This window comes from Elusimicrobiota bacterium, from assembly GCA_041660185.1.
GTDB lineage: Bacteria > Elusimicrobiota > Elusimicrobia > 2-01-FULL-59-12 > 2-01-FULL-59-12 > JBAZWU01.
This window is the reverse complement of sequence record JBAZWU010000002.1, coordinates 247692-273123: the sequence shown is the minus strand read 5'-3', so window position 1 is coordinate 273123 and position 25432 is coordinate 247692. Positions and strand designations below refer to the sequence as shown.

At 56.4% G+C, this 25432-nt stretch carries 22 protein-coding genes and 1 tRNA gene; 7 read left to right on the top strand and 16 right to left on the bottom strand.

The genetic code is table 11. The features are described 5' to 3' along the window. Positions 1–47 precede the first annotated feature (47 nt). The 9 genes from WC859_03595 to WC859_03555 all read right to left on the bottom strand — a co-directional run bounded on the left by WC859_03595 (position 48) and on the right by WC859_03555 (position 8713). Positions 48–1145, bottom strand: a complete 1098-nt coding sequence (locus WC859_03595; GenBank protein ID MFA5975231.1) for an ATP-binding protein — start codon at positions 1143–1145, stop codon at positions 48–50. A gap of 38 nt (positions 1146–1183) precedes the next feature. Next, a complete protein-coding gene (locus WC859_03590; GenBank protein ID MFA5975230.1) occupies positions 1184–1831 on the bottom strand; it encodes a hypothetical protein in 648 nt (215 codons plus the stop codon). Further along, positions 1831–2508: a response regulator transcription factor gene (locus tag WC859_03585; protein ID MFA5975229.1), complete on the bottom strand. Its 678-nt coding sequence runs from the start codon at positions 2506–2508 to the stop codon at positions 1831–1833. The genes WC859_03590 and WC859_03585 overlap by 1 nt, the downstream gene beginning before the upstream one ends. Positions 2509–2628: 120 nt before the next feature. Continuing rightward, entirely contained in the window at positions 2629–3630 is a 1002-nt protein-coding gene (locus WC859_03580) for an inorganic phosphate transporter (protein ID MFA5975228.1), read from the bottom strand. A 17-nt stretch (positions 3631–3647) separates the two neighbouring features. Beyond that, positions 3648–4274, bottom strand: a complete 627-nt coding sequence (locus WC859_03575; protein ID MFA5975227.1) for a DUF47 domain-containing protein — start codon at positions 4272–4274, stop codon at positions 3648–3650. A gap of 162 nt (positions 4275–4436) precedes the next feature. After that, positions 4437–5756, bottom strand: coding sequence for a PAS domain-containing protein (locus tag WC859_03570; protein ID MFA5975226.1), 1320 nt, complete (start codon positions 5754–5756; stop codon positions 4437–4439). A 70-nt stretch (positions 5757–5826) separates the two neighbouring features. Continuing rightward, positions 5827–7344, bottom strand: a complete 1518-nt coding sequence (locus WC859_03565; GenBank protein ID MFA5975225.1) for a GspE/PulE family protein — start codon at positions 7342–7344, stop codon at positions 5827–5829. A gap of 127 nt (positions 7345–7471) precedes the next feature. After that, a complete protein-coding gene (locus WC859_03560) occupies positions 7472–8197 on the bottom strand; it encodes a HAMP domain-containing sensor histidine kinase (protein MFA5975224.1) in 726 nt (241 codons plus the stop codon). Between the two features lie 90 nt (positions 8198–8287). Beyond that, positions 8288–8713 carry a FlgD immunoglobulin-like domain containing protein gene (locus WC859_03555; GenBank protein ID MFA5975223.1) on the bottom strand — a complete coding sequence of 142 codons (426 nt, stop codon included), beginning with the start codon at positions 8711–8713 and terminating at the stop codon, positions 8288–8290. Positions 8714–8807: 94 nt separating this feature from the next. Between WC859_03555 and WC859_03550 the strand changes: the two genes are divergently transcribed. Genes WC859_03550 through def form a run of 3 tightly spaced genes read left to right on the top strand, consistent with a single transcriptional unit; the run spans position 8808 to position 10480 of the window. After that, a complete protein-coding gene (locus WC859_03550) occupies positions 8808–9407 on the top strand; it encodes an HNH endonuclease (GenBank protein MFA5975222.1) in 600 nt (199 codons plus the stop codon). 30 nt (positions 9408–9437) lie between these two features. Beyond that, complete coding sequence (locus WC859_03545; GenBank protein MFA5975221.1) at positions 9438–9983, top strand: ACT domain-containing protein; 546 nt, start codon at positions 9438–9440, stop codon at positions 9981–9983. Next, the gene (gene def, locus WC859_03540; protein ID MFA5975220.1) at positions 9980–10480 is read left to right on the top strand and encodes a peptide deformylase; all 501 of its coding nucleotides are present in this window, start codon (positions 9980–9982) and stop codon (positions 10478–10480) included. The genes WC859_03545 and def overlap by 4 nt, the downstream gene beginning before the upstream one ends. A 187-nt stretch (positions 10481–10667) precedes the next feature. Here def and WC859_03535 read toward each other — a convergent pair whose 3' ends face one another. After that, entirely contained in the window at positions 10668–11357 is a 690-nt protein-coding gene (locus WC859_03535; GenBank protein ID MFA5975219.1) for an NUDIX hydrolase, read from the bottom strand. Next, on the bottom strand, positions 11335–12297 hold the full coding sequence (hemB, locus tag WC859_03530) for a porphobilinogen synthase (GenBank protein MFA5975218.1): 963 nt from the start codon (positions 12295–12297) through the stop codon (positions 11335–11337). The genes WC859_03535 and hemB overlap by 23 nt, the downstream gene beginning before the upstream one ends. A gap of 131 nt (positions 12298–12428) precedes the next feature. Here hemB and WC859_03525 point away from each other — a divergent pair, with 131 nt between their 5' ends. Continuing rightward, complete coding sequence (locus WC859_03525; protein MFA5975217.1) at positions 12429–14528, top strand: PAS domain-containing sensor histidine kinase; 2100 nt, start codon at positions 12429–12431, stop codon at positions 14526–14528. Here the strand turns inward: WC859_03525 and WC859_03520 are convergent. The 5 genes from WC859_03520 to WC859_03500 all read right to left on the bottom strand — a co-directional run bounded on the left by WC859_03520 (position 14506) and on the right by WC859_03500 (position 21805). Continuing rightward, positions 14506–15339 carry an inositol monophosphatase family protein gene (locus WC859_03520; protein ID MFA5975216.1) on the bottom strand — a complete coding sequence of 278 codons (834 nt, stop codon included), beginning with the start codon at positions 15337–15339 and terminating at the stop codon, positions 14506–14508. The two genes, WC859_03525 and WC859_03520, sit on opposite strands and share 23 nt — an antisense overlap. After that, a complete protein-coding gene (gene cobA, locus WC859_03515; GenBank protein ID MFA5975215.1) occupies positions 15336–16847 on the bottom strand; it encodes a uroporphyrinogen-III C-methyltransferase in 1512 nt (503 codons plus the stop codon). Before cobA ends, WC859_03520 begins: the two co-directional genes overlap by 4 nt. 225 nt (positions 16848–17072) lie before the next feature. Continuing rightward, positions 17073–19133 (bottom strand): polyphosphate kinase 1, encoded by a 2061-nt coding sequence (gene ppk1, locus WC859_03510; protein ID MFA5975214.1) that lies wholly within the window; start codon positions 19131–19133, stop codon positions 17073–17075. A 1-nt stretch (position 19134) separates the two neighbouring features. After that, a complete protein-coding gene (locus tag WC859_03505; protein ID MFA5975213.1) occupies positions 19135–20706 on the bottom strand; it encodes a Ppx/GppA phosphatase family protein in 1572 nt (523 codons plus the stop codon). Between the two features lie 31 nt (positions 20707–20737). Beyond that, entirely contained in the window at positions 20738–21805 is a 1068-nt protein-coding gene (locus WC859_03500; protein MFA5975212.1) for an ROK family protein, read from the bottom strand. A gap of 199 nt (positions 21806–22004) precedes the next feature. On the opposite strand from WC859_03500, the gene WC859_03495 reads away from it, so the two are divergent. The 3 genes from WC859_03495 to WC859_03485 all read left to right on the top strand — a co-directional run bounded on the left by WC859_03495 (position 22005) and on the right by WC859_03485 (position 25415). Beyond that, the gene (locus WC859_03495) at positions 22005–23717 is read left to right on the top strand and encodes a maltotransferase domain-containing protein (protein ID MFA5975211.1); all 1713 of its coding nucleotides are present in this window, start codon (positions 22005–22007) and stop codon (positions 23715–23717) included. Between the two features lie 38 nt (positions 23718–23755). Beyond that, complete coding sequence (gene malQ / locus WC859_03490; GenBank protein ID MFA5975210.1) at positions 23756–25303, top strand: 4-alpha-glucanotransferase; 1548 nt, start codon at positions 23756–23758, stop codon at positions 25301–25303. A gap of 26 nt (positions 25304–25329) precedes the next feature. Then, positions 25330–25415 (top strand) — tRNA-Leu (locus tag WC859_03485). Positions 25416–25432 lie beyond the last annotated feature (17 nt).

The window sequence follows — 25432 nt, the reverse complement described above, 5'->3', positions numbered from 1 at the left end:
CGTGACTCACCCGACACTTTTCGGTGCGTTCTGCAAATAGCGTCGTATTATTGATCGATTGCCAAAGGGATCGTGAAGTGAAAAACAGAACCTTGGCCCGGTACGCTTTCGGCTGTGACACTCCCCTGGTGTGCTTCAACCAGATGCTTCACGATCGCCAGACCCAGGCCGGTTCCTGGGATGTCATGTGAATGGGATTTTTCCGTTCGGAAAAAACGCTCAAAAACGCGAGGCAGGTCTTGCGGCAGGATGCCGACACCGGTATCTTGAACCGCTACCGTGACAAAGCCCTGTCCCGGCGAGGCGGTGACCGTCACCCGCCCGCCCGGTTTATTGAACTTGATGGCATTATCCAAAAGGTTCATGAAGATTTGCCCCAGCTTTTCGCGGTCCGCTCGCACGCGCGGGAGGTCTTCTGAACATCGCAGATCGAGCGTCACCGGCTTTGCTTTAGCCAGTGGCGCCACATTTTGCGCAATCTGCTCGACCACTTCCTTCAACGAGACCGGTTCAAAATGGTAGCGGATGCGGCGGGCCTCGATCGCGGAGAGATCCAGCAAATCTTCAATAAGCCGCATCAGGTGATCGGTTTGCAGTTGGATAGTTTTCAGAAATTCTCGATTGTGTTTGGGATCTTCCAGCGCGCCTTCGAGTAATGTTTCGACGTACCCCTTGATGGACGTCAGGGGAGTTTTGAGTTCATGAGAGGCGTTGGCCACGAACTCCTGCCGGATGCTCTCCAGTTTTCGCAATTCCGTAATGTCGTGAAGAGCCGCCAGCGCACCGGTTTGTCCATCCCCGTAGTTGACCGGCAAAACGTGTACGGAAAGGATTCGTTCCGCTGGTGTGAAGAGAACGACTTCTTCGGTCAAGGGTTTCTGCCCGCGCAACGTTTTATCAAACAATTGGTTGAGCGGGCTGTGGCGCAGGACTTCCCAGAAAGACCCGCCCCGGATGGAGGCATTCTGTACGCCGAACAAGGCTTCCCCTGCAGGGTTTAAAAAAAGGACGCGACCCTGATGGTCCAGTGCGATAACGCCTTCAATCAACGCGGATAGAATCGCGGTCAGCTGGGTCTGCTCGCGGCTGAGCTCCTGCACCTTCTCTTCAACGCGTCGGGCCATTTCGGCGAAGGTCTCGGCCAAGTGGCCGAATTCATCCCGCGAGGCGACAAAAACAGGGGCTAATAATGACCGCGTCCGATGGCCTTCGCCACCTCGATCAGTTGCCTCAGCGGCCGGCTGATCCGCCGGACGGAAACAAGCGCCACGAGCCAGGCGGCGGCTAGGGCCGCAACACCGGCCACAAGAATATCCTTCTGAATCTGTTGAACGCGATGGTGCACTTCTGTGAGTGGGAGCGCCACCCTCAAAACCCCTGAAGGGGTTGCCGTTGGCCCAATCGGGACCGCTACATAGAGCATGTCTTCATGCAGAGTGGCGCTGTAGCGCATGGACTCACCGATCCCTGAAACCATGGCGGTGCGGACTTCCGGTCGGGACAGGTGATTGTCCATCTGTGGCAACTCTTTCCGCGTTCGCTCGGAATCGGCGATCACCTGTCCGTCTTTGCGGATCAGAGTGATGCGCATCTGCATCTGATGGCCTAATTGTTGGATGGACGGTTGGAAATGATCGACTGGTTTGGAAATTGTTTCCAGGGAGGGGAGTGGTTTCGCGATAAGGGTCGCCTGGGCGGCGAGGGATTGCTCCAGTTGTTTTAGGAAGGTTTTCTGGAGCCGGTGCGTCAGGAAGGCCGCGGTGAACACTAACGTGACCACCACAACGAAGAGATAACTCAGAGTCAGTTTTTTTGTGTAAGAAAGGTTCATTACCTGCTGAAGCGGTATCCGATATTTTTCACCGTGATAATTCTCCCGGCTTCAGAGCCCAGTTTGTCCCTGAGTCGCGCGATGTGCTGATCAATGGTCCGCGTATCAATGTCAAAGGAACGGTCATATCCCCAGACCCGCTCTAGAAGCTGGTCCCTGGAAAGGACTTTCCCGTTGGCTTCGACCAGAATTTTAAGGAATTCGAATTCTTTCGTACTGAGCTGTACAGGCTTCCCTTTCAGCGTGATGGTGTAGCGTGTGAAATCAATGACCAGCGAACCCACCTGCACGGCGTTCTCCGGGGAATCGGTTGTTTGGGCGCGGCGCAGGATCGCTTTGACGCGGGCCAACAGTTCCCGCACACTGAACGGTTTGGTGATGTAATCATCCGCGCCGATCTCCAGGCCCAGAACCCGGTCGAGTTCTTCTTTCTTGGCGGTTAGCATGATGATGGGGACGCGGGATTCCTGGCGGAGAATGCGGCACACCTCAATGCCGTCCATTTTGGGAAGCATCAGATCCAGAATGATTAGGTCCGGCTTCTCTTTGCGTGCGAGGGACAACCCGGTTTCACCGTCGGCGGCGGGGAATGTTTCGTATCCTTCTTTTTCCAGGTTGTAGCGGAGGAGTTTGGCGATGTCTTTTTCGTCTTCAACGATCAGGATCCGTTTGGACATGGGCACTTTTTCCTTGCGTCATCCCCTGCGGTTGCTGGCAGGGGATCCATCATGCCGTGTGACGGTCTGCTTAGATCCCCCGCCAGAGACCGCGGGGAATGACGATTTGTTTTTGTCAGGTCAGGCAAAGAGCATCAGAATTTTGTAACTGATCGCGGCTACAAATGCCGCTGCCGGAATAGTCAAAAGCCACGCCCAGATAATTTTGGTGGCTATCCCCCAGCGGACCGCGGACAGGCGCTGCGTCGCTCCCACTCCCATGATGGCGCCGGTAATGGTGTGCGTGGTGCTGACCGGGATGCCGGCTGCCGCTGTTGCCAGCAGCATGGTGGCTCCGCCCATCTCAGCGCAAAACCCACCCACGGGTTTGAGTTTGGCTATCTTTTGTCCCATGGTCTTAACGATGCGCCAGCCGCCGAAAAGCGTGCCCAGTGCGATGGCCGCATGGCAGGTGAGAATGACCCATACCGGCACGGAAGCGCTCGCCGGCAGGCGGCCACAGGTGATGAGGAGAATATAGATTAACCCCATGGTTTTTTGCGCGTCATTGGTTCCGTGCCCCAGGCTGTAGGCGGCGGCGGAAAAGAGCTGGCCCACCCGGAAAAAGCGGTCCACCCGATCCGGGGTGAAACGCTTGAAAACATTCAGCACGATCACCATCATGAAAAATCCAATCGCCAGGCCGACGACTGGCGAGATGACAATAAACGCCGCAATTTTTAGAAAGCCGCTGGCGATGATGGCATCCCACCCGGCCTTAATCACAGCGGCTCCTGCAAACCCACCGATCAAGGCGTGCGAGGAGCTTGTCGGAAGACCGTAATACCACGTGAGAAGGTCCCAGAGAATAGCCCCCAGGAGCCCCGCAAGAATGACGGTGGGATCAACAACCCCCGGATGAATAACGCCTTTGCCAATAGTGGTAGCCACTTTCACGCCGAAGCCGAAGGCGGCGGCAAAGTTAAAGAAAGCGGCCCACATGACAGCCAGCCGCGGTGAAAGGACGCGGGTCGAGACCACGGTGGCGATGGAGTTGGCGGAGTCGTGAAAGCCGTTGATGAAATCGAATATGAGCGCGATGGCGATAATCGCTACAATGGCATAGAGGGAGGATAAGTGCATAGGGTGTAAGAGTTCTGTTAAGCGTTTTTGACGATAATGCCTTCGATGACGTTGGCAATATCTTCGCATTTGTCCGTTGCAAACTCCGTCTGCTCGTAAATTTCTTTCCATTTGAGAACATCCAGCACATCCCGGCGATTGGCAAAAAGCTCGCCGATCGCTGTTTTCAGGATGGTGTCACCTTCGTTCTCCAGCCGGTTGACTTCGATACAGAAATCCAGCGTTCGTCGCGTGTGCGATAGATCCCGAAGACTCTTAATGGCTTTGCCGATGACTTCCGTGGCACTCACAATAACCTCGGCCATTTTCGTTAGATGCGGGCTGGAGGATTCGATGCGGTAGAGCTGCATCCGGTCGGTGGTGGCCTGCAGGACGTCAATAACGTCGTCGATCTCGCTGGCCAGGGCGTGGATGTCTTCCCGGTCCAGCGGCGTGATAAAGGTCCGGTTGAGTTTGTCGATAATTTCATGCGTCATGCGGTCCCCCTCGTGTTCAAGGTCGCGCATTTTCTGAAACTTGTCGCTGGTCAGCGACCAGTTCTGGAGCAGCTCGCGGAACGTCACCGCTGCCTTTTGAATGTTGTCGGCCGCCTCTTCCAATAAATCGAAAAACTTTTCATCCTTCGGGATAAGCGAAAAAGCCATGACAAACCCTCCTTATATGGTGGTCGTTGGCATTGTACAAAAAGTAATTAAGCGGCAGGGCGGTAGGGGACGTAGTTGCTTTGTTGCTTTTTCGAGTCGATTGTTTAAGACCCACGTCCTGCGGATTGTTTAGGCAACAAAGCAACTACGTCCCCTAGGCCCTTAGGCGGCAAGTTTGTTGGAGTGGGGGTCTGTCTGGGAAGTGGCGGAGAGCTGAATGGCCCCGGTGGCTGGTTTTGAAACAGGACCGGCGCTTTTAATTTGCATGACCATCCGGGCGATGGAGTTCACAAAGAGGCTGATAAATACGATGAAAGCGGCATGGATCGAGGCCTGCCCCCAACCCACGGAACCCTCCAATCCTCTGGACCAGTAAATGCCGAGGAGCGCGCCGGCAGCGACCAGGGACGTGATCAGTGTCTTTTTCCATTCCGCGTGGAGCGCGGTGGCGACCGGGGTCAGGACGAATAACAGCCACATGGGGCCCCAGAACGTTCCGAGCATGTACACCAGGACGATATTCGACAGAAAATTCGTGATCAGGCGAGTGGTGCTGATCACGCGCGTCCACTCGCTGCGTTTCTTTGCCAAATAGGCGGACACCTCATTGAAAACGACCAGAAAACTGATCAGAGCCAATGCGATATATTCCGTTTTTTTCTCGGCATAGCCAAGCGCCATGGAGGCGATAACCATCGTGGCGGCAAAAGGGGTGAAAAACCGGTCCACTAGACGCACGAATTCCGCTTGCAAAGGCAGCGGGATAAAACGGGTAATGTCCTGGAAGGTCATCCCGATGCCCACAGGCTGGCCCTGGGGATTTCTCAGGATCAGGGTGCCGTAACCGACCGTAACCTTCTCGCCGTTCGGTCTGTGCGTGGTCAGTTCCTGCCGGTTCGCGGCGGTGAGGCTCTCGCAGGTGGAGAGCAGGACTTTATAAATCGGGGGGTAATGGGAAAACGCCTTGTGGCACTCTGTTCCCGGTTCGATCTCCTCGGCCAGGCCCAGAATCCGCTGCGCCATCTGGTTAATGCCCCGGACTTTCCCGTGCAAATCCACAAAAATCAATCCGCCGGGGAGGTTCTTGAGGGCGATATCGAGGAACCGGTGGGAATCCATCAACGGGATCATCCGGGTGATGTCCTGAAAGGTCATCCCGACGCCGATCGGAGTTTCCTGTTCATCTTTCAGGATTAAGGTCCCGTAGCCCAGCACCATCTTTTCGCCGTCCGGCCGGGTGGTGGTCAATTCCTGGCGGTTGGTCCCAATCAGATTGGCGCAGGCGATTTTGAGAACTTTCACAATTTTGGGATGCCCGGCCAGCGCCAGTTCCAGCGGGGTTCCGGGAAGAACGGGGCCGGGGAGGCTTAAAAGCGATTCAGCGGTTTCATTAATGGCCTGCAGCCGGCCCTGAAGATCCACCAGGATAAGCCCTCCGGGCAGGTGTTTGACAGCCATTTCAAGAAATCGAGAATTTCCCATAAGGCGCTGTCCGAAGTCTAGCCTCGAATGGGGGCAATTTCAACCGGCAAGTGGAAGCGTTAAGAGATGTTTACTCCACCGTGTGGCGGAAGACTTCTTCTACGGTGGTGAGCCCCTGGCGGACGAATTCAAGCCCGCTTTCCCGCAGACTCCGGAGCCCCTGGGACACAGCTGTTTTTTTCAGTATGTCGTTGCTGACATTTTCATGGATTTGGGCGCGAAGGGTATCGTTGAGGACCAGCAGTTCGAAAATGCCTTTGCGGCCCCAGTAGCCGGTCCCGTGGCAATGTTCGCACCCTTTCGGACGGTATAGTGTCAGCTTTTGGTCCTCCGGGTGATGAGGAAACAGATGTTTCATGGCTCGACCCGGGACATCGTACGGTTCTTTGCAGTGAACGCACAGGACCCTGAGGAGCCGTTGGGCTAGGACGCCCAGCAGCGTCGAAGCGATCAGATAAGGTTCAACCCCGATGTCCCGCAAACGGCCTACCGCGGAGGGTGCATCGTTCGTGTGCAGGGTCGATAAGACGATATGGCCTGTCATGGCGGCTTTCATGGAGACTTCGGCTGTTTCCTGATCGCGAATTTCGCCGACCATAATAACGTCCGGGTCTTGCCGTAGAGAGGCGCGCAAGGCCGCGGCAAAGGTCAGGTCGATTTTCGGGTTGACTTGAACCTGGGTAATCCCCGCTTCATTGCCGCAGGACGCCAGCAGTTCGTATTCGATCGGGTCTTCCAGCGTGATGATGTTCTTGAGAGGCGATTTCAGGCGATTAATGAGGGCGTACAAGGTGGATGTCTTCCCGCTGCCGGTCGGTCCTGTGACGAGCAGAAGTCCCTGAGGCCGGTCAATCATCATCTCAAATTGACTTTGGGTGACCGGATCCATCCCCAGGATGGAAAACTCCAGAAGCCCCCCGGATTTGTCCAGCATCCGGATAACGGTTTTTTCCCCGTATTTCCCGGGCAGGGTGGACACCCGCATGTCGATATCCTTGCCCAGAATTTTTGCGTTAATCTGTCCGTCCTGAGGAAAGCGTTTTTCCGCCACATCCATACCGGATATGACTTTAATTCTGGAGATGATCGCGCTCACCGCCTGTTTGGGGAATTGGTGAATGGTCTGCAGGGTGCCGTCGATGCGGAACCGGGCGAAAAGACCGTTGATCTGGGGCTCCAGATGAATATCGCTCGCGCGTTGAGCGACAGCCAGTTCGAACAGTTTGTCCACCGCGTTAATGATCGGACTTTCATCTCCCGTTGCCTGTAATCTCAGGGGCTCGCAGAAGGGGACTTTTCCCTTTAGTAAGCCGTTCTTTTGAAGAACGGCGATGATGGCGTCCTTGGTCGTGCTGTGAATCTGGAGTTCAAATCCGGTCAGTGTTTGGATTTGTTTGATGGCATTGACATTCTGCGGGTCCAGCATGGCAATCGAAAGCCGCTCGCCCTGGAGGTCAAAGGGGATGGCTAGAAACCGTTCCATCATGTCGGCCGGGATAACCCTTAATAGGGTCGGGGAAATGGACATCTTTGAAATATCAATATTTCGAACAGGCGCGTCATTGGCGGCCGGCTTAACTTGTTCCATTTGGGTCCCCCGGTATTGTTTACAGGGGATCGCTGTTTTTGACAATGAAACAGTATGTTAAAAAAATGAAAACAAGATGTTAACAGCCAAAACCCGGGATCGGGCCTACAAAAGATTTGTGTTGAGGTTAGAAAACTTTGTCGGGAGGGAAGTAGAGGATAAAGGAACTGCCCTGGCCTTCCTTCGATTCAACGGAGATGCTTCCGCCATGGCGCTCAATGACCTGTTTGCTGATCCAGAGGCCCAGTCCATTGCCTAATTTGCGGTCCTTCAGGACGTCCGTTTGTTCGAATTTATCAAAAATCTTATTCAGGTTCTCCGCCGGGATCCCGCGTCCATTATCCTGAACGAGAATCTCAACGCCTTCTCCTTTGTGGCGCACCTGAAGAACCACTGTGCCGGTATTCGGCGTGAACTTGTAGGCATTCCAAACCAGGTTGTGAAGGACCCTCCGGATCCAGAACCCGTCGGCTTTGAGATGGAGCCCCACGGTGTTTCCATCCCGGTGGATCTGCATGCCGCGCTGTTGGAAAGGCAGTTGATAAAATTCGCAAATCTCGGCCAGAAGCTTGTCTAAATCAATATCTTCCAGCGACAGCTGGAGCTCTTTGTTTTCAATCTGGGCCATTTGAAGGATGTTGTCCGTCATTCGAATCAGATCGTCCAGCGGGCCGATGGATCGCTGAATCAGCATCAACTGATCTCCCGACATTTCTCCCACAATGCCGCTCAGCAACAATTGAAGATTTCCTTTGATCACCGTAATGGGCGTGCGCAGGTCGTGCGCGACCGTCTGCAGGCCTTCCTGCTGGATCAGTTTAAGGAGCGGCGAGGATGAGGATTCGGTTTTCATGTTCAAGATAAGGTTACCCCTTGCGTGTTACGGAAGAAGGCGCGGTGTGTTAAAACGACGTAAATTGTTTTTTCGATTGTGGTAAGGATTTTAATGAAGAACGCCGATTTTGCGGAAAACCGTCGCGACGGTGGTCCCGGCCTCGACTTCGATTTGGGCGATATAGCCGCCTTTGGCGACTTTCTGCCCGGCTTCGTTGACGCCGTCCCAACGGACCGAATTGACTCCGGAACGGCCCCCTTCCTGGCCCGGTTGGAATGTCCACCGGCAGACCCGTGAGCCGAGCAGATCATAAAGGGTCACTTGAACAGAGTAGTTGCTCGCGAGCCAGTAGGAAATCCGGGTTTCCCCGTCGATGCCGCCCCTGCGGGAGTCAAAGGGATTGGGGGCATTGGTCACCTGGGCAATAATCTCATGCGGCAGGGTGGAGAGTGCAGGGGGCGTCCCGTAAGGGGTGGATTCAGCCCAGACCAGGCTGCTGAAAAATAACGCGGTGAAGGCCAGCACTTTTTTCATATGCTAAGTCTACCCTGTACGTGTTACAACGATATGAAGGCCCTGTAAATTGATGGGTGATCGAAGAATCGCCTAGAATTGCGGCGGAATCGATATGCTTTCCGATGTTCTTGTCCTGAATCGAAACTTTTACGCGATTCACATCGCGGACTGGCAGCGTGCTCTGTCGCTGGTCTACCTGGATCATGCCCGGGTCGTGGACCAGGAATACCGGACCTATAGCTTTGACGATTGGCGGGAGTTGTCTAAAATCCTGGAAAATCATCCCGCCGGTTTTGTTTCCACCCCGACGTTCCGGATCGCCGTTCCCGAAGTGATCGCTTTAAGGACCTACGATAAACTGCCCGTCGGCGATGTCAAATTCACCCGGCGTAATATTTACGAGCATTATGGATACCGCTGTTGTTATTGCGGCAGGCGGTTCGGGACGCCGGAGTTGAATCTGGAGCATGTGCTTCCGCATTCCCGCGGCGGCAAGACGGATTGGTCGAATATCGTGACGTCTTGCATCCCCTGCAACCTGAAAAAAGCGGATCGTCTTCCGGTAGAGGCCGGCATGAAACTCCTGATCAAGCCGTCCAAGCCGAAGTGGCGCGGCAGCGCTTCGCTGGTGTTTAAAGCACCCTTTAAAATCCGGGCCTCCTGGCAGCGGTTTGTCGATACGGTTTATTGGAACACCGAACTCGAACCGTAATCTTCCCTGTTCGTTATTCGAAAGGAAACCATGTCTAAAAACTATTTTCTGATCAGCGCCTCCGGCAAAGACCGTCCCGGGATTGTCGCGGCGGTTACGAAGGTTCTTTTCGAACTCGGCGGGAATGTCGAAGATTCCACCATGACCCGCCTGGGAGGCGAATTCACGATTATGCTGATTGTCAGCGTCCCCTCCTCGCTCTCGTTGCCAACGCTTCAGAAAGGACTGCACCCCCTCGGGAAAAAATTGGCCCTTCACGTCAGCGTGCAGCCGATGTCAGCTGGGTTGGCACGGGGGACACGCTCGGAACCGCATTACCTGATCTCGATTTACGGGACGGACCAGGCCGGCATCATTTACCAGGTGGCCAAAGCCCTGGCGGATCGGCGTATCAATATTACCGATCTGCAGACCAAATCCATCACGCGAGGCCACGCGCCCCTTTATGTCATGCTTCTGGAGGTCCAGACGCCCACCGCGCTGGATGTGGATGAACTGCGCAACGAATTGGAGCGGCTGCGTCAATCATTGCAGGTCGAGTTGACCCTGCAGGATATTGAAGCGATCGCGCTGTGATTTTAGACGTCCTCGACGTTCCTCACCCGCTGTTGAAAACCCGCTGCCATCTGGTGGAGCCGGATCTCGACGGCCTATCCGCCTTTATCGACGACATTCTGGAGACGCTGTACCATTATCCGCGTTGTGTCGGACTCGCGGCCAATCAGGTGGGAAAACCCTGGCGGGTCATTGCGGTGGATGCGTCCCGCATCGATAAGCCCGGCACACAGCATGGCCTGGTCGTTCTTTTGAATCCCTGGATCTCCGCCCGCAGCAGTCCTTCGCTGTTGCGGGAGGGGTGCCTGAGCCTTCCTCATTACACCGGCAATGTGCTGCGATCGGCGGCCGTGGTGATCCACGGGAAAGACCGCGCCGGGAATGTAGTTGAGGTTAAAGCGGAAGGTTTTGAGGCGGTGGTGTTCCAGCATGAGCTGGATCATCTGGATGGATTCGTTTTTCTGGACCGGGTCGCGTCGCTGGAAACCGATGTGTTCCGAAGGAAAAAATACTGCTGATGATACCCTCACCCGCGCCTGTCCGGCCTAGCGGCCGTTCGGCTTGCCCTCCCCCTCCGCAGGGGGAGGGAACATCAGATTCTCGTGGTTGTCATCCCCCTCTCCCTGCTGAGGGAGACCACGGGGCTTCCGCAATTCCCCATAGCGCCCCGAGTCCCGCGTCGTTGCGGGAGGGTTGGGGTGAGGGTTAAAGCACTCGGGGGTGACGAGCGGATGGTTTTCTTCGATAATCCCGTAGCCCCGCTTTGGCGAACGGGTTCAAGGTGGAGCGCAGAGCCTGGCGGACCGGCATCCAGGTATACGTCTCAATTTCTTCCGGGTGGGGCTTGATGGGGCCGGGCCGCCGTTTCCCCAGGTACACAAAACTCAGCATGTAGCCGCCGGTCTGCGGAAAAACGTCCGAGTAAATCCCCAGAAGCTTCGTCAGTCGCACGCGGATCCCCAACTCCTCAAAGACTTCCCGCCGGGCGCTCTCCGTCGGATGTTCCCCATACCCCATAAATCCGCCCGGCAAATTCCAATACCCCTTGGTGAGGCCCCGGGCCGCCTTGACCATCAGTACCTTGCCTTTTTCGATGACCGCGACTTTGGCGGCGCCGCGCGGCAGGCTCCGGTTCACCGCCTGCTGAACGATCGGATCCACCTCTTGGCGCCCGATCAGGTCGTCTTTGTGAAACCAGCGGTCCGGGTGGTGCTTCAGGATGGGGATCGCAAACTGAATGCGGTTTTTTAAGTGAGGGATGATCAGTACCGGCGTAAACCGGAAGGGAATTTCCCGGCGCCGGGATGGAAAGCGCCACAGGCCTTTCTTTTTGACCAGAAAAACCTGGCCGTCGGATTCCAGATAGTAAAAATCAGGCAAGAAAATCTTTCGCATGGTACGTAATAATCAAATCGGCCCCGGCGCGCCGAATGCCGGTCAGGATTTCCTGGATCACGCGCTTCTCGTCGATCCACCCGTTCTGCGAGGCCGCTTTGACCATCGCGTATTCACCGGACACATTATAGGCGGCAATCGGGAGATGGGTTTGTTCTTTCATCCGGCGAATGATGTCGAGATAGGCCAGCGCCGGTTTCACCATCACGATATCGGCGCCTTCCTGGACATCCAACGCGGCTTCGCGCAGCGCCTCTTCGCTGTTGGCGGGATTCATCTGGTGACTTTTCCGGTCGCCTGTTGCAGGGGCGCTCCCGGCCGCTTCGCGGAAAGGGCCGTAAAAGGCGGAGGCGTACTTGGCCGAATAACTCATGATCAGCCGGTCTTGAAAGCCGTGCCGGTCGAGCGTCTGGCGGATGGTCCGGACCATCCCGTCGATCATACCGCTGGGGGCGATGATGTCGGCCCCGGCCCGGGCCTGCGCCAGGGCGGTTTTCGCGATGAGCTTCAGCGTCGCGTCATTATCAAGAGAACCGTTCCTTATAACACCGCAATGACCGTGCGAGGTGTATTCGCAGAAACAGAGGTCGGTGATGACCAGAAGCTCCGGGATCTGGAGCTTGAGCGCTCGGACCGCTTGTTGGACGATGCCTTGAGGAGCATAGGCCTCCCGGCCGTACGGATCTTTGTGAGAAGGAATGCCGAAGAGAAGAATGGAGCGGATCCCCAGCCGGTTCAGCGATCGAGCTTCCCGTAGAAGCAGATCGATCGACCATTGAGCCTGTCCCGGCATGGATTGGATCGGCTGGCGGATCCCTTTCCCGGGCCTGACAAAGAGCGGCGCAATCAGCCGCCCGGCTGGTAAATCCGTTTCCTGCAGACTCTGTCGGATGCGCGGATTCATACGCAACCGCCGCAGGCGGGTAGCCGGAAAAGCCATAGGAAGAATCTTAGCAAATGAAAAACAGCGTATTTTCTTGATCTTTTTACACTCTTGTTACACATCAATAACGAATCCTTTACAGATACGGCGTATACTTTGTACGAAGATCATGTAAAGGAGGGGGACGTTTGATCCGATATCGAGGATTGGCTTGGGTGATGCTGGCGGCTAGTTTAGCCGGCATTTTCGGACTGGGGGCGTGGAACCTGTTCCAGATTCACCGGAACGCTATCCAGAGCCATGCCCGCTGGGTGAGCCGTCTTTCGGACCGGGTGATGGCGGAGCGGCAGAACCTCACCCGGCGCGTGAATGACTTGCCGGAAGACATTAATGAAATGCGTCAGCAGGCCGAGGAGTATCCTTCCGTTGTGGCTATTTTCCGGACCAATCATCTTTCGCATCAGACCAAACGCTGGGTGCGCGATTCGGTCCGGTCTTCACTCGAAACCATCGATCCGCGGCTCGTCGCATTGGAGCTCAAATCCCTGGAGACTGGGACCAACCTGCCCGGGCCGGTTCTTTTTATTGATGGAGTGGCTCATGAGACAGTGGTGCGGCCGCTCGACCGCCAGCATGCGCTCATCATCTATATGCAGAACCCTGAGATCACGCGGGTTTTTCAGCAGGAGACGCCCCCCTGGCAGGTCCATACGTTCGTTTACGATTATGAAGGGCATCCGATTTATCTGTCCAATCCCTCGCCAGTGATCGAGTCCATGATAGACGGGATTCTTAATAAAGTGCGCACCGGCACGTTTTCCGGGCAGGTGAAATGGCGGGGGAAAGAGGCCTGGCACTGGCTGGTCACGTTTCGCTACGATCCGCTTTCGGATTGGACGTTTGTGGTGACGGAACCCCTTCCCTGGGCGTATGCGCCGTTCCTTTCCTTTGTCATAGGCCTGACGGGCGTGATGATGCTGGCTGGTTTTTCCTGGCGATCCGCGTCGGCGATGTCTCGTCAATGGATGTCTCGCCAACTGCGGCAGTACGGCCAGCGCGTCGATAAGTTTATTTTCAGCAAAGAGGCCACGCTCAATGACCCGCCTCCGGAGTTGAAAGAGTTGACGTCGGTGGCGAAGAATCTGCGTTGGCTGGTGCCTGAATGGGAGAAAGCCGAATCCTTGAGCCGCGGTCTGGATCTGGATCGCAAACTCCTGTCACTCCTGGTCGAATCCCTGCCGGAAGGGATTTTGTTTTTCAGTGCGGAAGGCCATCTACAGCTCTCCAATGAATTAGGCCGGGCGTTTCTGACGCTGAACCAGGAGACGGGGCATGAACACAGGACCGTTGGGGGGATTCAGATCCCGCGCGGTTATCTGGAGCCTTTTCTGGAGCCGGTTTTCACCGGCAAGCAGAAAAACCTCGGGAAAGAGGTCGAAACAACCTGGGCCGAAAACAAATATTTATACCGTCTGTGGGTGGAAAGCGTTGAAACCAAAGAAGGAACGGTCGATGGCTTCTTTGTCGTGATCCGGGATATCACCTTTCGAAAGCAATGGGAGCATGTTCAGGAACAAATGATGAGCGGGATCACGCACGATTTGCGGGGTCCGCTCTCGGCCATCATGGGGTATATCGATCTGGCGCGCCGGCAAATCAAGGACGATCAGCAGCCGAAGGCGGCGGAGTATATGGGATTGGCCCGTGAAGCCGGGGTGCGGCTCACCCGGATGGTCAGCGATATTCTGGATGTCGTGCGCTTTGAGCAGGGAAATATTGAATTACAGCCGCAAGCCATTGCCATACGGGAAATTTTTGAGCGTCTGGAGAACTTTTTCACGGTCATGGCCCAGCAAAAACAGGTCCAGATGAAATTGGAATGCGACGACGTTCAGGAAGAGTCTGTCTGGGGAGACCCCAAACTATTGGAGCGCGTGTTCGATAACCTGGTGGGCAATGCCATCAAGTTTACTCCCTCGGGAGGGAAGGTGACGGTGGCCGCGCAGCGCGGGCAGGGGCGAATGATTTTTGAAGTCATGGATACCGGGCGCGGCATCCCGCGGGAGGCGCAATCCCGTATTTTTGATAAATTCCAGCAGGTGCGTCCGGGGGATCGTTCAGCCGGGTATGGGCTGGGTCTGGCGGTCGTCAAATTTATCGTGGAAGCGCACAAAGGGGATATCCGGGTGGAATCCGAAATCGGGCACGGCAGCCGTTTCACGTTTTGGATTCCGAATGCCCAGGAGAAACCCGAAGGGCCAGGGATCAGCGAGACAACGCTTTCATGACCGCCAGCATTTCGCGGTGAATCCGTCCATTGGTGGCCAGCGTTTGTTTCCGGTAGATACTGAACGCGCGGCCTGAAAAATCCGACAAACTCCCTCCGGCCTCTTCCACAATCAACCGCCCGGCCGCCACATCCCAGGGTTTCAGCCGCCATTCCCAATAACCATCCACGCGTCCACAGGCCACCCAGCACAAATCCAGCGCCGCGGCTCCCGCGCGCCGGATGCCTTGAATCCGGTTCATGAAAGCCTTCAGGTAGGACAGGTAGAGATCCGCGCGTTCCCGCCGGTCATAAGGGAAACCCGTCAGGAGGAGCGATTTCTTTAATTGCGGCGTCGGCGACACCCGCAGCCGGCTCTGATGCCGTTTCTGCCTCAAAAATGCGCCTTTTCCTTTTTCAGCCCAGAAGAGCTCCTCGCGTAACGGATCATAAACCCCGCCGAGACAAATCTCGCCCTCGTGTTCCAGCCCGATCGAGACGGCCACTTGCGGGAAGTGGTGGGCGTAATTGGTGGTTCCATCCAACGGATCAACGATCCATTTGTAGGGAGACCCTCGGCCGGTCGGTTTGGATTCTTCGGTGAGAAAATCATGGGAGGGAAAACGCCGGTGGATGGTCTGGCGAATTAACCGGTCCCCGGCCTGATCGACCCAGGTCACGAGATTGATCGGGCTGTTATTTTTATAGCGGATTTTCTTAGGATGGTGAAAATTCTCGCGAACCAGTTGACCGGCGCGCTGGAGCGCGAGAAACAAGGTCTGCCTCAGGAGATGAGCGGGCGGACAGCGGTCCGCCCCTACAGGTCTATTCATTTTGAAAAATATTGGATGATGGCTTTGGCCAGGGCATCCACCGTATAGGTCTTGGCCCGGATAGTGGGGTGAACCCCGTATTCGCGAAGCGTAGCCGCGGTAATCGGCCCGATCACCGCGGCTTTGACATGCTCAAAAATCCGCCGTCTCTCCCGTGCGGAAAAGTACTGCATTAAACCGTCCACCGTCGAGGGAGAAGTAAAGGTGATGGCGTCAATCTTTCTGTCCAGCAAAGGCTGCCGGATGTCCGCGGCCAGGCCCCGCGGTTTGATGGTTCGATAGACCGGTGCGATCGTGACCAGCGCTCCGCGTGCTTCCAGGGTCTTGGGCAGAATCTCGCGGGCTTTTTCGGCGCGCACGAGCAGCACTCGGACGTTTTTGGCTTCCCCGATCACGTCCGCCAACGTTTCCGCCCGGTATTCGGATGGGAAGGCATCCACTTTTAAGCCAAAGGCCTGAAGACTGGCGCTGGTTTTAGGGCCGATGGCCCCGAGCCGTATGCCCTTCAGATCACGGACATCGCCTCCCAGGGTTTTCAGACGGTTAACAAATGCCCCTACGCCGTTGGCGCTGGTAAAAAGAATCCAGTCAAAGGTCGCGATCTCCCGGATCGCCTGATCCGGAATCGACCAGTTTTTCGGAGGCAGGATCTGAATCGTCGGGAAGGAAAGGACCTCGGCCCCGGCCTCCTGCAGAAGGTGAGCCAATTCAGGGGCTTGTTCCGCGGCACGCGTGATTACCAGCCGTTTACCGAAAAGCGGTTTGGATTCGAACCAACGGAGTTTCTTCCGCAGTCCCACCACGCGGCCGATGACAATGAGTGCCGGAGGGTGGACGTCGATAGAACGCGCCTTCTGCGCGATATCGCCCAGCGTGCCTTCCACCACGACCTGCCCGGGGAGGCTGCCCCAGCGGATCACGGCGGCCGGCAGGGTTTCATCCCAATTCAGGCGGATCAGACGCTGCGTGATCGTTTCAAATTGATCCAGTCCCATGAAAATAATCAACGTTCCCTGGCGGGAGATGCGGGACCACTCCACCACACTGGTGATTTTCCGTTTTTCCTCTTCGCGGCCGTCCACCAGAGTCACCATGGAACCCATCCGGCGATCGGTCAGTGGTATTCCGGCATACGCTGCAGCGGCGGATGCGCTGGAGACTCCGGGAACCACTTCATACGGAATGTGATGGCCGGCCAAATACTCGGCTTCTTCGCTTCCCCGGCCAAAAAGGAATGGGTCGCCGCTTTTCAGCCGGGCGACCACCCGCCCCCGCTGCGCCTGTTTGACCAGAAGGTCATGGATCCGCGACTGCTCCAGGGCGTGATGCTTCCCCCGTTTCCCGACGGGGATGCGGGAGGCGGACGGTTTGGCGAATTCTAAGATTTGCGGATGGACCAGCGTGTCGTAGACAACCACGTCGGCCCGGACCAGGCAATCCCGGCCTTTGAGCGTCAACAGCCCTGAATCTCCGGGTCCTGCGCCGATCAGATAAACTTTGCCTCTCATGAATGTCAGTTTACTACACCTTGGTGTCAGTCACCAAACAGAGTCAACATATTCGGCACGTTCATAAAAAAGATTTGATCAAATCCTTTGAAATGGACCAGATTTTTGCAGATTGCGCAGATAGCTGCCACAAAATTGGTCCAACTTTTGAAATGTGACTAAAATGACACTCTGTGTATGCCATATTTGACCATTATTTTGGGTGACTGACACCATGGCGTTGAACTAGGGTCTGGGTTTTTGAGGTTTCAATTCAGAGGGGATGGCTTTGTGGCGATTCTTTTCTTCGTCAATCGCGTGCTCGCAGAGGATTTCCTGAGCCCGCACTTTTTTATGGTTTCCGATCTCGACGCGATTGTAGGAACCGTCGGGTTGAAGCGCCCAGGATTTCACATTGTCCCGGAAATACAGGTCCAGCACCTCCAGAAGGCGTTTTTTGTTGGCCGGGTCCTCAATAGGGAATAAGAGTTCAATCCGCCGGTCCAGGTTGCGCGGCATCCAGTCGGCGCTCGAGAGGTAAACCTCCTCTTCGCCGCCGTTGGCGAAATGGAAGATACGGCCGTGTTCCAGAAACTGGTCCACGATGCTGACGACGTGAATGGTCTCGCTGAGCCCTTTGACGCCGGGGCGCAGGCAGCAGATCCCGCGAACGTTCAGGTAGATGTCGACCCCGGCGTTGGACGCTTTATAAAGCGCTTCGATAATTTCGGGATCAACCAGGGAATTCATCTTCGCCCGGATCAGCCCCCGGTGCTGCGGCGTGTGGCGCATGGCCTCACGCTGGATCAGGCGCAGAATGCGTTTTCGTAGGCCAAAAGGGGCGACCTCAATTTTTCTCCACTGAATGGGTTGGGAGTATCCGGTGATCATGTTGAAAAAAGCCGAAATGTCGCTGGCCAGCGCGTCATCGCTGGTGAACAGTCCCACATCCGAGTAAAGGCGGGCGGTTCGGTCATTGTAGTTGCCGGTTCCCAAGTGGACGTAGCGACGGATGCCGTCCCGCTCGCGGCGGACCACCAGACAGGCTTTGGCGTGGGTTTTGTACCCGGCCACGCCGTAGAGGACGCTGGCGCCGGCGCTGGCGAGCCGGCGGGCCCACTCGATGTTGTTTTCTTCGTCAAACCGGGCTTTCAATTCGATGAGCGCCGTCACCCGCTTGCCGCGTTCGGCGGCGCGTTCGAGGGCTCGGAGGACCGGCGAATCCGGGTCGGTGCGATAAAGAGTTTGTTTGATGGCCAGCACGTCCGGGTCATCCGCGGCGGTTTCCAGAAAACGGATGACGGCATCGAACGATTCGTAGGGATGGAATAATAACACGTTTTTTTCCCGGAGAAGGGACCAGAGGTCGTCCGCCGTCTCCAGCGCCGAGACGGCCCGGGGCTCCCAGAGGGGACGCTTCAGAGATTCGAAACCGGGCTGAACGGTCAGCTGCGAAATCGTTTTCAGGTCCAGCCAGGCCTTGTTCACCACGACATCGTTGTCGTCAATCTGCATCTTGTCCTGCAGGAAGCGCACCCACTCCTGGGGTGTGGAGACCTCCAGCCGCACGATGTTCCCAACCCGCCGCTCCCGCAGCGCTTCCGTCATGACCCGCATGAAATCTTCGTCCTTCTCTTCATCGATCGTCAGTTCCGCGCCTCGCGTCGGCCGCATGAACCCCTGTTCGATGATCTCGTAGCCGGGGAACAGGACTTTGGCGAAAAAGGCGATCAGGTCTTCCAGAAGAACGAACGGATGGGTCCGCGTTTCACTGGTTTCCAGCGCGGTCGGGAGGAAAAGAATGCGCGGGAAGACCTTGTGCGGGATTTCTACGACGGCGTAATGGGTTGTCTCTCGCTGATCCGGGGCCATCAGCCCAACCACCATGTGGATTCGGAGATTGGCCAGAGAAGGGAAGGGCGTATCGTTGGAAAGGGCGATCGGCGTCAGGACCGGTAACACCTCCCGATGGAAGAAGGTGGTCAAATACTCCATCTGGACGGCGTTGCAGGACTCCAGGGGCGTCCGGACGAGCCCCGCCGCAGCCATCTCCGGCAAAAGCGTTTTCAGAAAATAGTCATTCCGTTTTTCCGTGAGTCCCAGGGCTTTTGTGCGGACCTCATCCAGGGGGGCATGGGCGGCTTTGAGGCTGGCCACCCGCACCATGAAAAACTCATCCAGATTCGAGCTGATGATGCCGATAAATTTGAGCCGTTCCAACAGCGGGTTGGACGGGTCCATCGCCTCGGCCAGTACGCGGGCGTTGAATTCCAGAGCGGAGGATTCACGATTGAAGAATTTTTCCATGTCAGGTTTTGGCGGTGGCTGGCATTCCTTGTTTTAGCTGAACGGCCATCCCGAAGAAATCCGTGAACATATCGCCTTTTTTGATCAGCAACTGCCGTTCCAGGGAGATGTCGCCAACCGTTTCCGGGACCCAGAGAATATAGGTGTCGCCGGTCCGTTCCAGCGTAAAGTCCCGGCACTTTTGCTGGTGGCTGGTATCGAGCGCATCCGCCACCCGGAGAATGGCCGATAACTTGGTGACCACCGCGCGTTCGGCCCGCGGGAGCGACATGTAGGGGATATGGGTCATTTTCGGCGGGGAACGGCGATGGTAACGGACCACGTTGGCGATAATGTCTTTGTCGATCTTTCGCAGCCCGAAGATATCGGCCGCCGAAACCAGGTAGAAGCTGTGTTTGTGGTGGCTCGAAGGCGAAATAAAGGTCCCGATGTCATGCAGAATCGCCGACACTTCCAGGAGCAGCCGTTCGCGCGATCCCAACCCGTGCTCTTCATGCAAAAGATCAAAGAGTTTCACCGCCAAAGCCGCCACCGTTGACGCGTGGGGTTCGTCATATTGATATTTCTTGCCCAGTTTACGTGCGGAATGGATGACCTGGCGGGACAGGTCCGTGCGCTTGTACCCGGAGACCATCTGGGCCAGCTCCAGCAGCAACCCGTCCCGGAGGCTGACCATGGTAATCACAATCTTGTCGGCTTTCGTTTCGTTCAGGAAATCCAGATAGATGAGCAGAGACGCATAAAGGGTTTCGGCTTCCGAGTAAGGGATTCCATATTTTTCGGAGATTTCTTCCGCCGAAAGTTTGGAAATATTTTTGATGAATTCTCCGAAATCTTTGATTGGCAGCGTCAGGGGCGCCACCGGATCGGTGGATTCCTGGACGTGCCTGGCCAGAAACCGGACGCTGGCTCCCATGACCACAAAGGTGGCAATTTCTTTCAGGTTAAATTCACGGGAGCACTCTTCGGCAAAAGTGTGGATGCGGCGCTTCAATAGACGCTGGAGCGTAGCGGAATCGGTTTTCCCGAGGATCGCCTGATCGGGCAATCGCACGGGGCCCACCAGGAGCGTGCGGGTCAGAGCGACTTCGCCGCCGATCGTACCGATGACTTCCGTGCTGCCGGTACCCACTTCCATAATGAGGCAGTTGTTCTTGTCGAATTCCGTGCGGCCTTGCAGCGCGTTTTCCACCGCGATCAGGTTGAGACGATTTTCCTCGGCGCCTTCGATCACTTCAATGTCAATCCCCGTCCGGACGAACACCTGATCCAGGAAATTGTCTCGGTTGGCGGCTTCACGGACGGCGCTGGTGGCCACGGCGTGCATGCGGCGGACGCCGTAGACGTCCAGGATCGCGCGAAAGTTTTCCAGAATTTCGATGCCTTGGCGAATGGCGGCGTGGCTCAACCGCCCCGTCGTGAAGACATCTTTCCCGAAGGAGATGGGTTTCTGCAGATTTTCCAGGGTGCGCATCTGCCACTTGGGTCCGGCTTCGGCGACCACCATACGGATGGCGCTCGACCCGACTTCAATGACAGCAACAATTTCTTTTCCGCTGGATGTTTCCGGCATAACGGTGTTCCTTTTCCCGGCTCGGGGATGCTTAGCGGGGGTGATCGATTCTGTGTTTTTCGCCGAAGCGATCCACCGCCCGCTTGGCGCCGCCCATGACGATGGAATAATCGCCCAATTTAGCGGCGGTCACTTTGACGGTCCGCGCCAGCGCCGGCAGGGCCTGCTCGCGCATGGCGTTTTCGGCTTCCCGGACGATCAGGTGGGGCATCGCTTCCACGACGCCTCCTCCGAGAATAATGATTTCGGGATTCAAGGTATTGACCAAATTGGCCATCACCAGACCGACGAGCCGTGCCTTCTGGCGGATCAGCTCTTCAATCGCCCGGTCGCCCGCCTGAATGGCTTTGGCCAGCGCGCCGCTCTTGATTCCTCGAAGATCTGCGCTGTTTTTGATGTCCAAATGCGGGGCTTTCTGTCGCGCCACCGCGATCGCGACTTCCGCGGAAATCGCGAGCCGTCCGGCCAGCGCTTCCAGGCAACCCCGGCGCCCGCATCCGCACGGGGGGCCCAGAGGGTCCACTAAGAGGTGGCCAACTTCCCCGGCGCTGCCGCTGGAGCCGCTGTAGATCTGGCCGTTTAAAATAAGCGCCCCGCCGATCCCGGTTCCCATGAACAGCCCGACGACATGGCGATAGCCGCGGGCGGCTCCGAACTGATGTTCTCCAAAGAGGCCGGTCTGCACGTCATTGCCGATCACGACCGGAAGTTTCGTCAGCGCGGCGATCCGTTGGGCCAGCGGGTAGTTCTTCAAAAAAGGGATGTTCGGCGACGTCTTGACCCGGCCGGTTTTTAGATCAATCAGGCCCGGGCATCCGGCCCCGATGCCGACCACCTCATCGCGATCCACAGCCGCGTCTTTTAGAACATGCCGGACCGATTCGAACAGACACACCAGAAAGTCCCGGTCGCCTTTCTCCGGCTTGGTTTTGGCTTTGATCTCCGAGATCACCCGGAAAGCGTTATCCACCAGCGCCACTAGAATCTTGGTGCCGCCGATATCAATTCCGATCGAATAGGGTTTTCCTTTGAGCATGGTTAGAAAATCCTTTTCATTATACCAACGTTCTGCAATGGCCTGGGGCAGAGACTGTATCATGACGATACACTTCGTCATTCCCCGCGGTCTTTGGCGGGGAATCCATCATTGTAATTCGTTGTTCATAGATCCCCGGCCAGTGACCGCCGGGGATGACGAGTTGTGATACGGTCTCCAGGCCAACAGAAGAATTGAACGTATTTCCAGAGACTAATGAGTTACAGTGTTTTGCGGGATTTAGTAAGCTAACTTTGAAAATATGACCTTACCCTCTGAATTGCCGGATCGCGTGATCATTGAGCAGGTCACGCCGGAAATCGACGGTGGTCGTTTCCCGATCAAACGATGTACGGGTGACGAGGTGGTTGTCCAGGCGGTGATCCATACGTATTCGACGGATCCGATTTCGGCTGTTTTGCGTTATCGCTTTTCGAAGGATGGCTCCTGGACTGAAATACCTTTGAAATCACTGAATGCCGGGCTGGATCTCTGGGAAGGCCGTTTCGTCGTGGATCGGCCAGGTTCCTATGAGTATACGCTGGCGGCGTGGGTCGATCCGGGCCAATCCACGACATACCGGTGTTTGCCTCTGGTGGTGGAGCCGGAACGGGCGCGTTTTGGCGCCTGGTATGAACTGTTTCCCCGCTCGGCGGGGCCTGATCCTTCCCGCAGCGCGACTTTTCGGGAGGCGGAGGCGCGCCTGCCGGAGATCTCCCGGATGGGATTTGATGTGCTTTACCTGCCGCCGGTCCATCCCATCGGCACAAGTTTCCGAAAGGGGCCCAACAATTCCCCCGTGGCGCGTCCCGAAGACCCAGGATGCCCCTGGGCTATCGGTTCCGGGGCGGGCGGCCATCGGGCGATTGAACCGGGGCTTGGAACGCTGGAGGATTTCGGCCATTTTGTCAACGCCGCTCAAGCCGCGGGGCTGGAGATCGCGCTCGATCTGGCCTTTCAGTGTTCTCCCGATCATCCGTATGTCCGGGAACATCCCGAGTGGTTTAAACGCCGACCGGATGGTTCGATCCGGTGCGCCGAGAATCCGCCGAACAAATTCGAGGATATTTATCCTTTAAATTTTGAGTGCGCGGACTGGCTGTCGCTCTGGCAGGAACTCCTAGAGGTGACGCTGTTCTGGATCCAGCGGGGGGTTCATTTGTTCCGCGTCGATAATCCCCATACCAAAACGTTTCACTTCTGGGAGTGGTTCATTCGTGAAGTCCATGAGCGACATCCGGACGTGATTTTTCTGGCCGAAGCCTTTACCCGTCCGCGCGTGATGCACTATCTGTCCAAATGCGGGTTTTCTCAGTCCTACACGTATTTCATCTGGCGCACGACGAAGTATGAGTTGACGCACTATTTTCAAGAACTGACCCAATCCGACGTCAAAGAATATCTACGGCCGAATCTTTTTGTGAATACCCCGGATGTTCTTCACACGTTTCTCCAAACCGGGGGGCGTCCCGCTTTTCAGATTCGCCTGATCCTGGCCGCCACGCTGGCCGCCAGTTATGGGATATATGGGCCGCCGTTTGAGCTTGGCGAGTGGCGCACGTTTCCCTGGACAGAGGATTATGCGGATTCGGAGAAATATCAGATCCGGAGCTGGGAGTGGGATCGCCACGGGAATATCAAAGATCTGATCGCTCTCGTCAATCGGATCCGCCGCGAGAATCCGGCGCTCCACTTTAACGCCAATCTCTCGTTTCATCCGGTTAAGAACGAGAGCCTGCTGGTTTATGGAAAGATCACGCCGGACCGCTCCAACCGGCTCTTAATCGTCGTCAATCTCGATCCGCACCGGATGCAATCCGGGGTGGTGACGGTGCCGGTCCAGGAGTGGGGGCTCCCCGAGCACTACGAAGTCCATGATCTGTTGAGCGATCGCCGGTTCCTGTGGCACGGCGCCTATAATTTTGTGCAACTGGATCCGCAGTTGATGCCGGCTCACATCTTCCGGATTCGGTAGACCATCAGCGGGTCTCTTTGGTACTCTCTGTGCGGATCATGAAGAAAATAAAACCTAAAAAACAAACCGCGAAAGTGCCTTCTTTGCAAGAGCGCGTCAGCGGTTTATTGTTTCACCCGACCAGTTTGCCGGGTCCGTATGCCATTGGTGACGTGGGACCTGCGGCTTATGCGTTCGCCGATTTTCTGGCGGCCAGCGGCCAACGGTGGTGGCAGGTCCTGCCTATCGGTCCTCTGGGAAAAGGAAACTCTCCCTATCTATCCTTCTCGGCTTTTGCCGGAAATTATCTGCTGATCAGCCCGGAGCTGCTGGCCAGGGATGGATGGCTGGATTCGAGCGATCTGGCTTCCCTGCATGGCCCTTCTCACGAGAAAGTCGATTATGAGGCGGCAAGGGACATCAAGCAGCGTTGTCTCTGGCGTGCGTTTGACCGGTTTGCGATTGCGTCCTCCGCTGCGTCCCGGAGAGGGTTCGAGTCTTTCTGCCGGCAGGAAGCGTTCTGGCTGGAGGATTACGCCCTTTTTTCCGCGCTGCGGTACCACCACCCGGGGAAGGAATGGGTGGAGTGGGAAACGGAACTGCGCGAAAGGCATCCCAAAGCGTTAGCCGCGGCGCGCCGTGATTGGGCGCGGGACATCCAATTCCACCGGTTTGTGCAATGGCAGTTTGCCCGGCAATGGAAGGCGCTCCGGCGCTATGCCTCCCAGCGGGGGGTCGGTCTGATCGGAGATGTTCCCATTTTTGTTTCGCTCGACAGCGCGGACGTCTGGGTCCATCAGAACCTGTTTAAGCTTCGTCCGAACGGGAAGCCCGAGGTGGTGGCCGGTGTTCCCCCGGATTATTTTTCAGCCACGGGCCAGTTGTGGGGAAATCCCCATTACCGGTGGGAGGCGCATCAGCGCCAGGGGTATCGATGGTGGCTGGAGCGTCTCGGGCAAACATTCCGTTTTTTTGAAGCCGTCCGGATCGATCATTTTATCGGGTTTGTCCGTTATTACGAAGTGCCCGGGAATGCGTTGACCGCCGAGAACGGCAGCTACCGTCCCGGGCCCGGGGCCGCCTTTTTTAAGGCGATTTTCAGGCGGATGGGCCCGGTTCAATTGATTGCCGAGGATTTGGGAAAGATCACGCCGGAAGTCAAAACGTTGAGGGATCAGTTCCATTTGCCGGGAATGAAGGTTCTGCAGTTCGCCTTCGGAAGCGATCCGGAGGCGTGCGAGTACCTGCCGCATCATTATCCGCCCAACGCCGCGGTGTATACCGGGACGCATGACAACGATACGACCGCCGGCTGGTTCCATCATCTCGAGGCCAGCGGGCATGAAAAAGAGCGCGCGTTTGCGCTGCAGTATCTGCACAGCGACGGCCGTGAGATCCATTGGGATATGATCCGTGCCGCTTTTCAGTCGGTGGCCAATACCGCGATTGTGCCCCTGCAGGATGTCCTGGGGCTGGGCTCGGACGCGCGAATGAACCGTCCGGGAATCGCCAAGGGGAATTGGGAATGGCGCCTTCGCCCGGCTGCGCTCACCCCTCCACTGGCGCGGCGCCTGCGCGCGCTGGCCCGGACGTGCGGAAGGATTTGATGGTAGTTTTATACAATCCTTTCGACGGCCTAGTGCTGGAATTGGTAGACAGCCGCGACTTAAAATCGCGTACCTGGTAACGGGTGTGTGGGTTCGAGTCCCACCTAGGCCATAATTTTGGGTTCGCCC

Excerpts from the sequence above, each read along its gene's own strand:
- WC859_03570 (MFA5975226.1), bottom strand. The coding sequence starts at position 5,756 with ATGGGAAATTCTCGATTTCTTGAAATGGCTGTCAAACACCTGCCCGGA.
- WC859_03580 (MFA5975228.1), bottom strand. The coding sequence starts at position 3,630 with ATGCACTTATCCTCCCTCTATGCCATTGTAGCGATTATCGCCATCGCG.
- WC859_03545 (MFA5975221.1), top strand. The coding sequence starts at position 9,438 with ATGTCTAAAAACTATTTTCTGATCAGCGCCTCCGGCAAAGACCGTCCC.
- WC859_03505 (MFA5975213.1), bottom strand. The coding sequence starts at position 20,706 with ATGCCGGAAACATCCAGCGGAAAAGAAATTGTTGCTGTCATTGAAGTC.
- WC859_03590 (MFA5975230.1), bottom strand. The coding sequence starts at position 1,831 with ATGAACCTTTCTTACACAAAAAAACTGACTCTGAGTTATCTCTTCGTT.
- cobA (MFA5975215.1), bottom strand. The coding sequence starts at position 16,847 with ATGAGAGGCAAAGTTTATCTGATCGGCGCAGGACCCGGAGATTCAGGG.
- WC859_03520 (MFA5975216.1), bottom strand. The coding sequence starts at position 15,339 with ATGAATAGACCTGTAGGGGCGGACCGCTGTCCGCCCGCTCATCTCCTG.
- WC859_03550 (MFA5975222.1), top strand. The coding sequence starts at position 8,808 with ATGCTTTCCGATGTTCTTGTCCTGAATCGAAACTTTTACGCGATTCAC.
- malQ (MFA5975210.1), top strand. The coding sequence starts at position 23,756 with ATGAAGAAAATAAAACCTAAAAAACAAACCGCGAAAGTGCCTTCTTTG.
- WC859_03585 (MFA5975229.1), bottom strand. The coding sequence starts at position 2,508 with ATGTCCAAACGGATCCTGATCGTTGAAGACGAAAAAGACATCGCCAAA.
- ppk1 (MFA5975214.1), bottom strand. The coding sequence starts at position 19,133 with ATGGAAAAATTCTTCAATCGTGAATCCTCCGCTCTGGAATTCAACGCC.
- WC859_03500 (MFA5975212.1), bottom strand. The coding sequence starts at position 21,805 with ATGATACAGTCTCTGCCCCAGGCCATTGCAGAACGTTGGTATAATGAA.
- WC859_03565 (MFA5975225.1), bottom strand. The coding sequence starts at position 7,344 with ATGGAACAAGTTAAGCCGGCCGCCAATGACGCGCCTGTTCGAAATATT.
- WC859_03535 (MFA5975219.1), bottom strand. The coding sequence starts at position 11,357 with ATGCGAAAGATTTTCTTGCCTGATTTTTACTATCTGGAATCCGACGGC.
- WC859_03495 (MFA5975211.1), top strand. The coding sequence starts at position 22,005 with ATGACCTTACCCTCTGAATTGCCGGATCGCGTGATCATTGAGCAGGTC.
- WC859_03555 (MFA5975223.1), bottom strand. The coding sequence starts at position 8,713 with ATGAAAAAAGTGCTGGCCTTCACCGCGTTATTTTTCAGCAGCCTGGTC.
- hemB (MFA5975218.1), bottom strand. The coding sequence starts at position 12,297 with ATGGCTTTTCCGGCTACCCGCCTGCGGCGGTTGCGTATGAATCCGCGC.
- WC859_03560 (MFA5975224.1), bottom strand. The coding sequence starts at position 8,197 with ATGAAAACCGAATCCTCATCCTCGCCGCTCCTTAAACTGATCCAGCAG.
- WC859_03575 (MFA5975227.1), bottom strand. The coding sequence starts at position 4,274 with ATGGCTTTTTCGCTTATCCCGAAGGATGAAAAGTTTTTCGATTTATTG.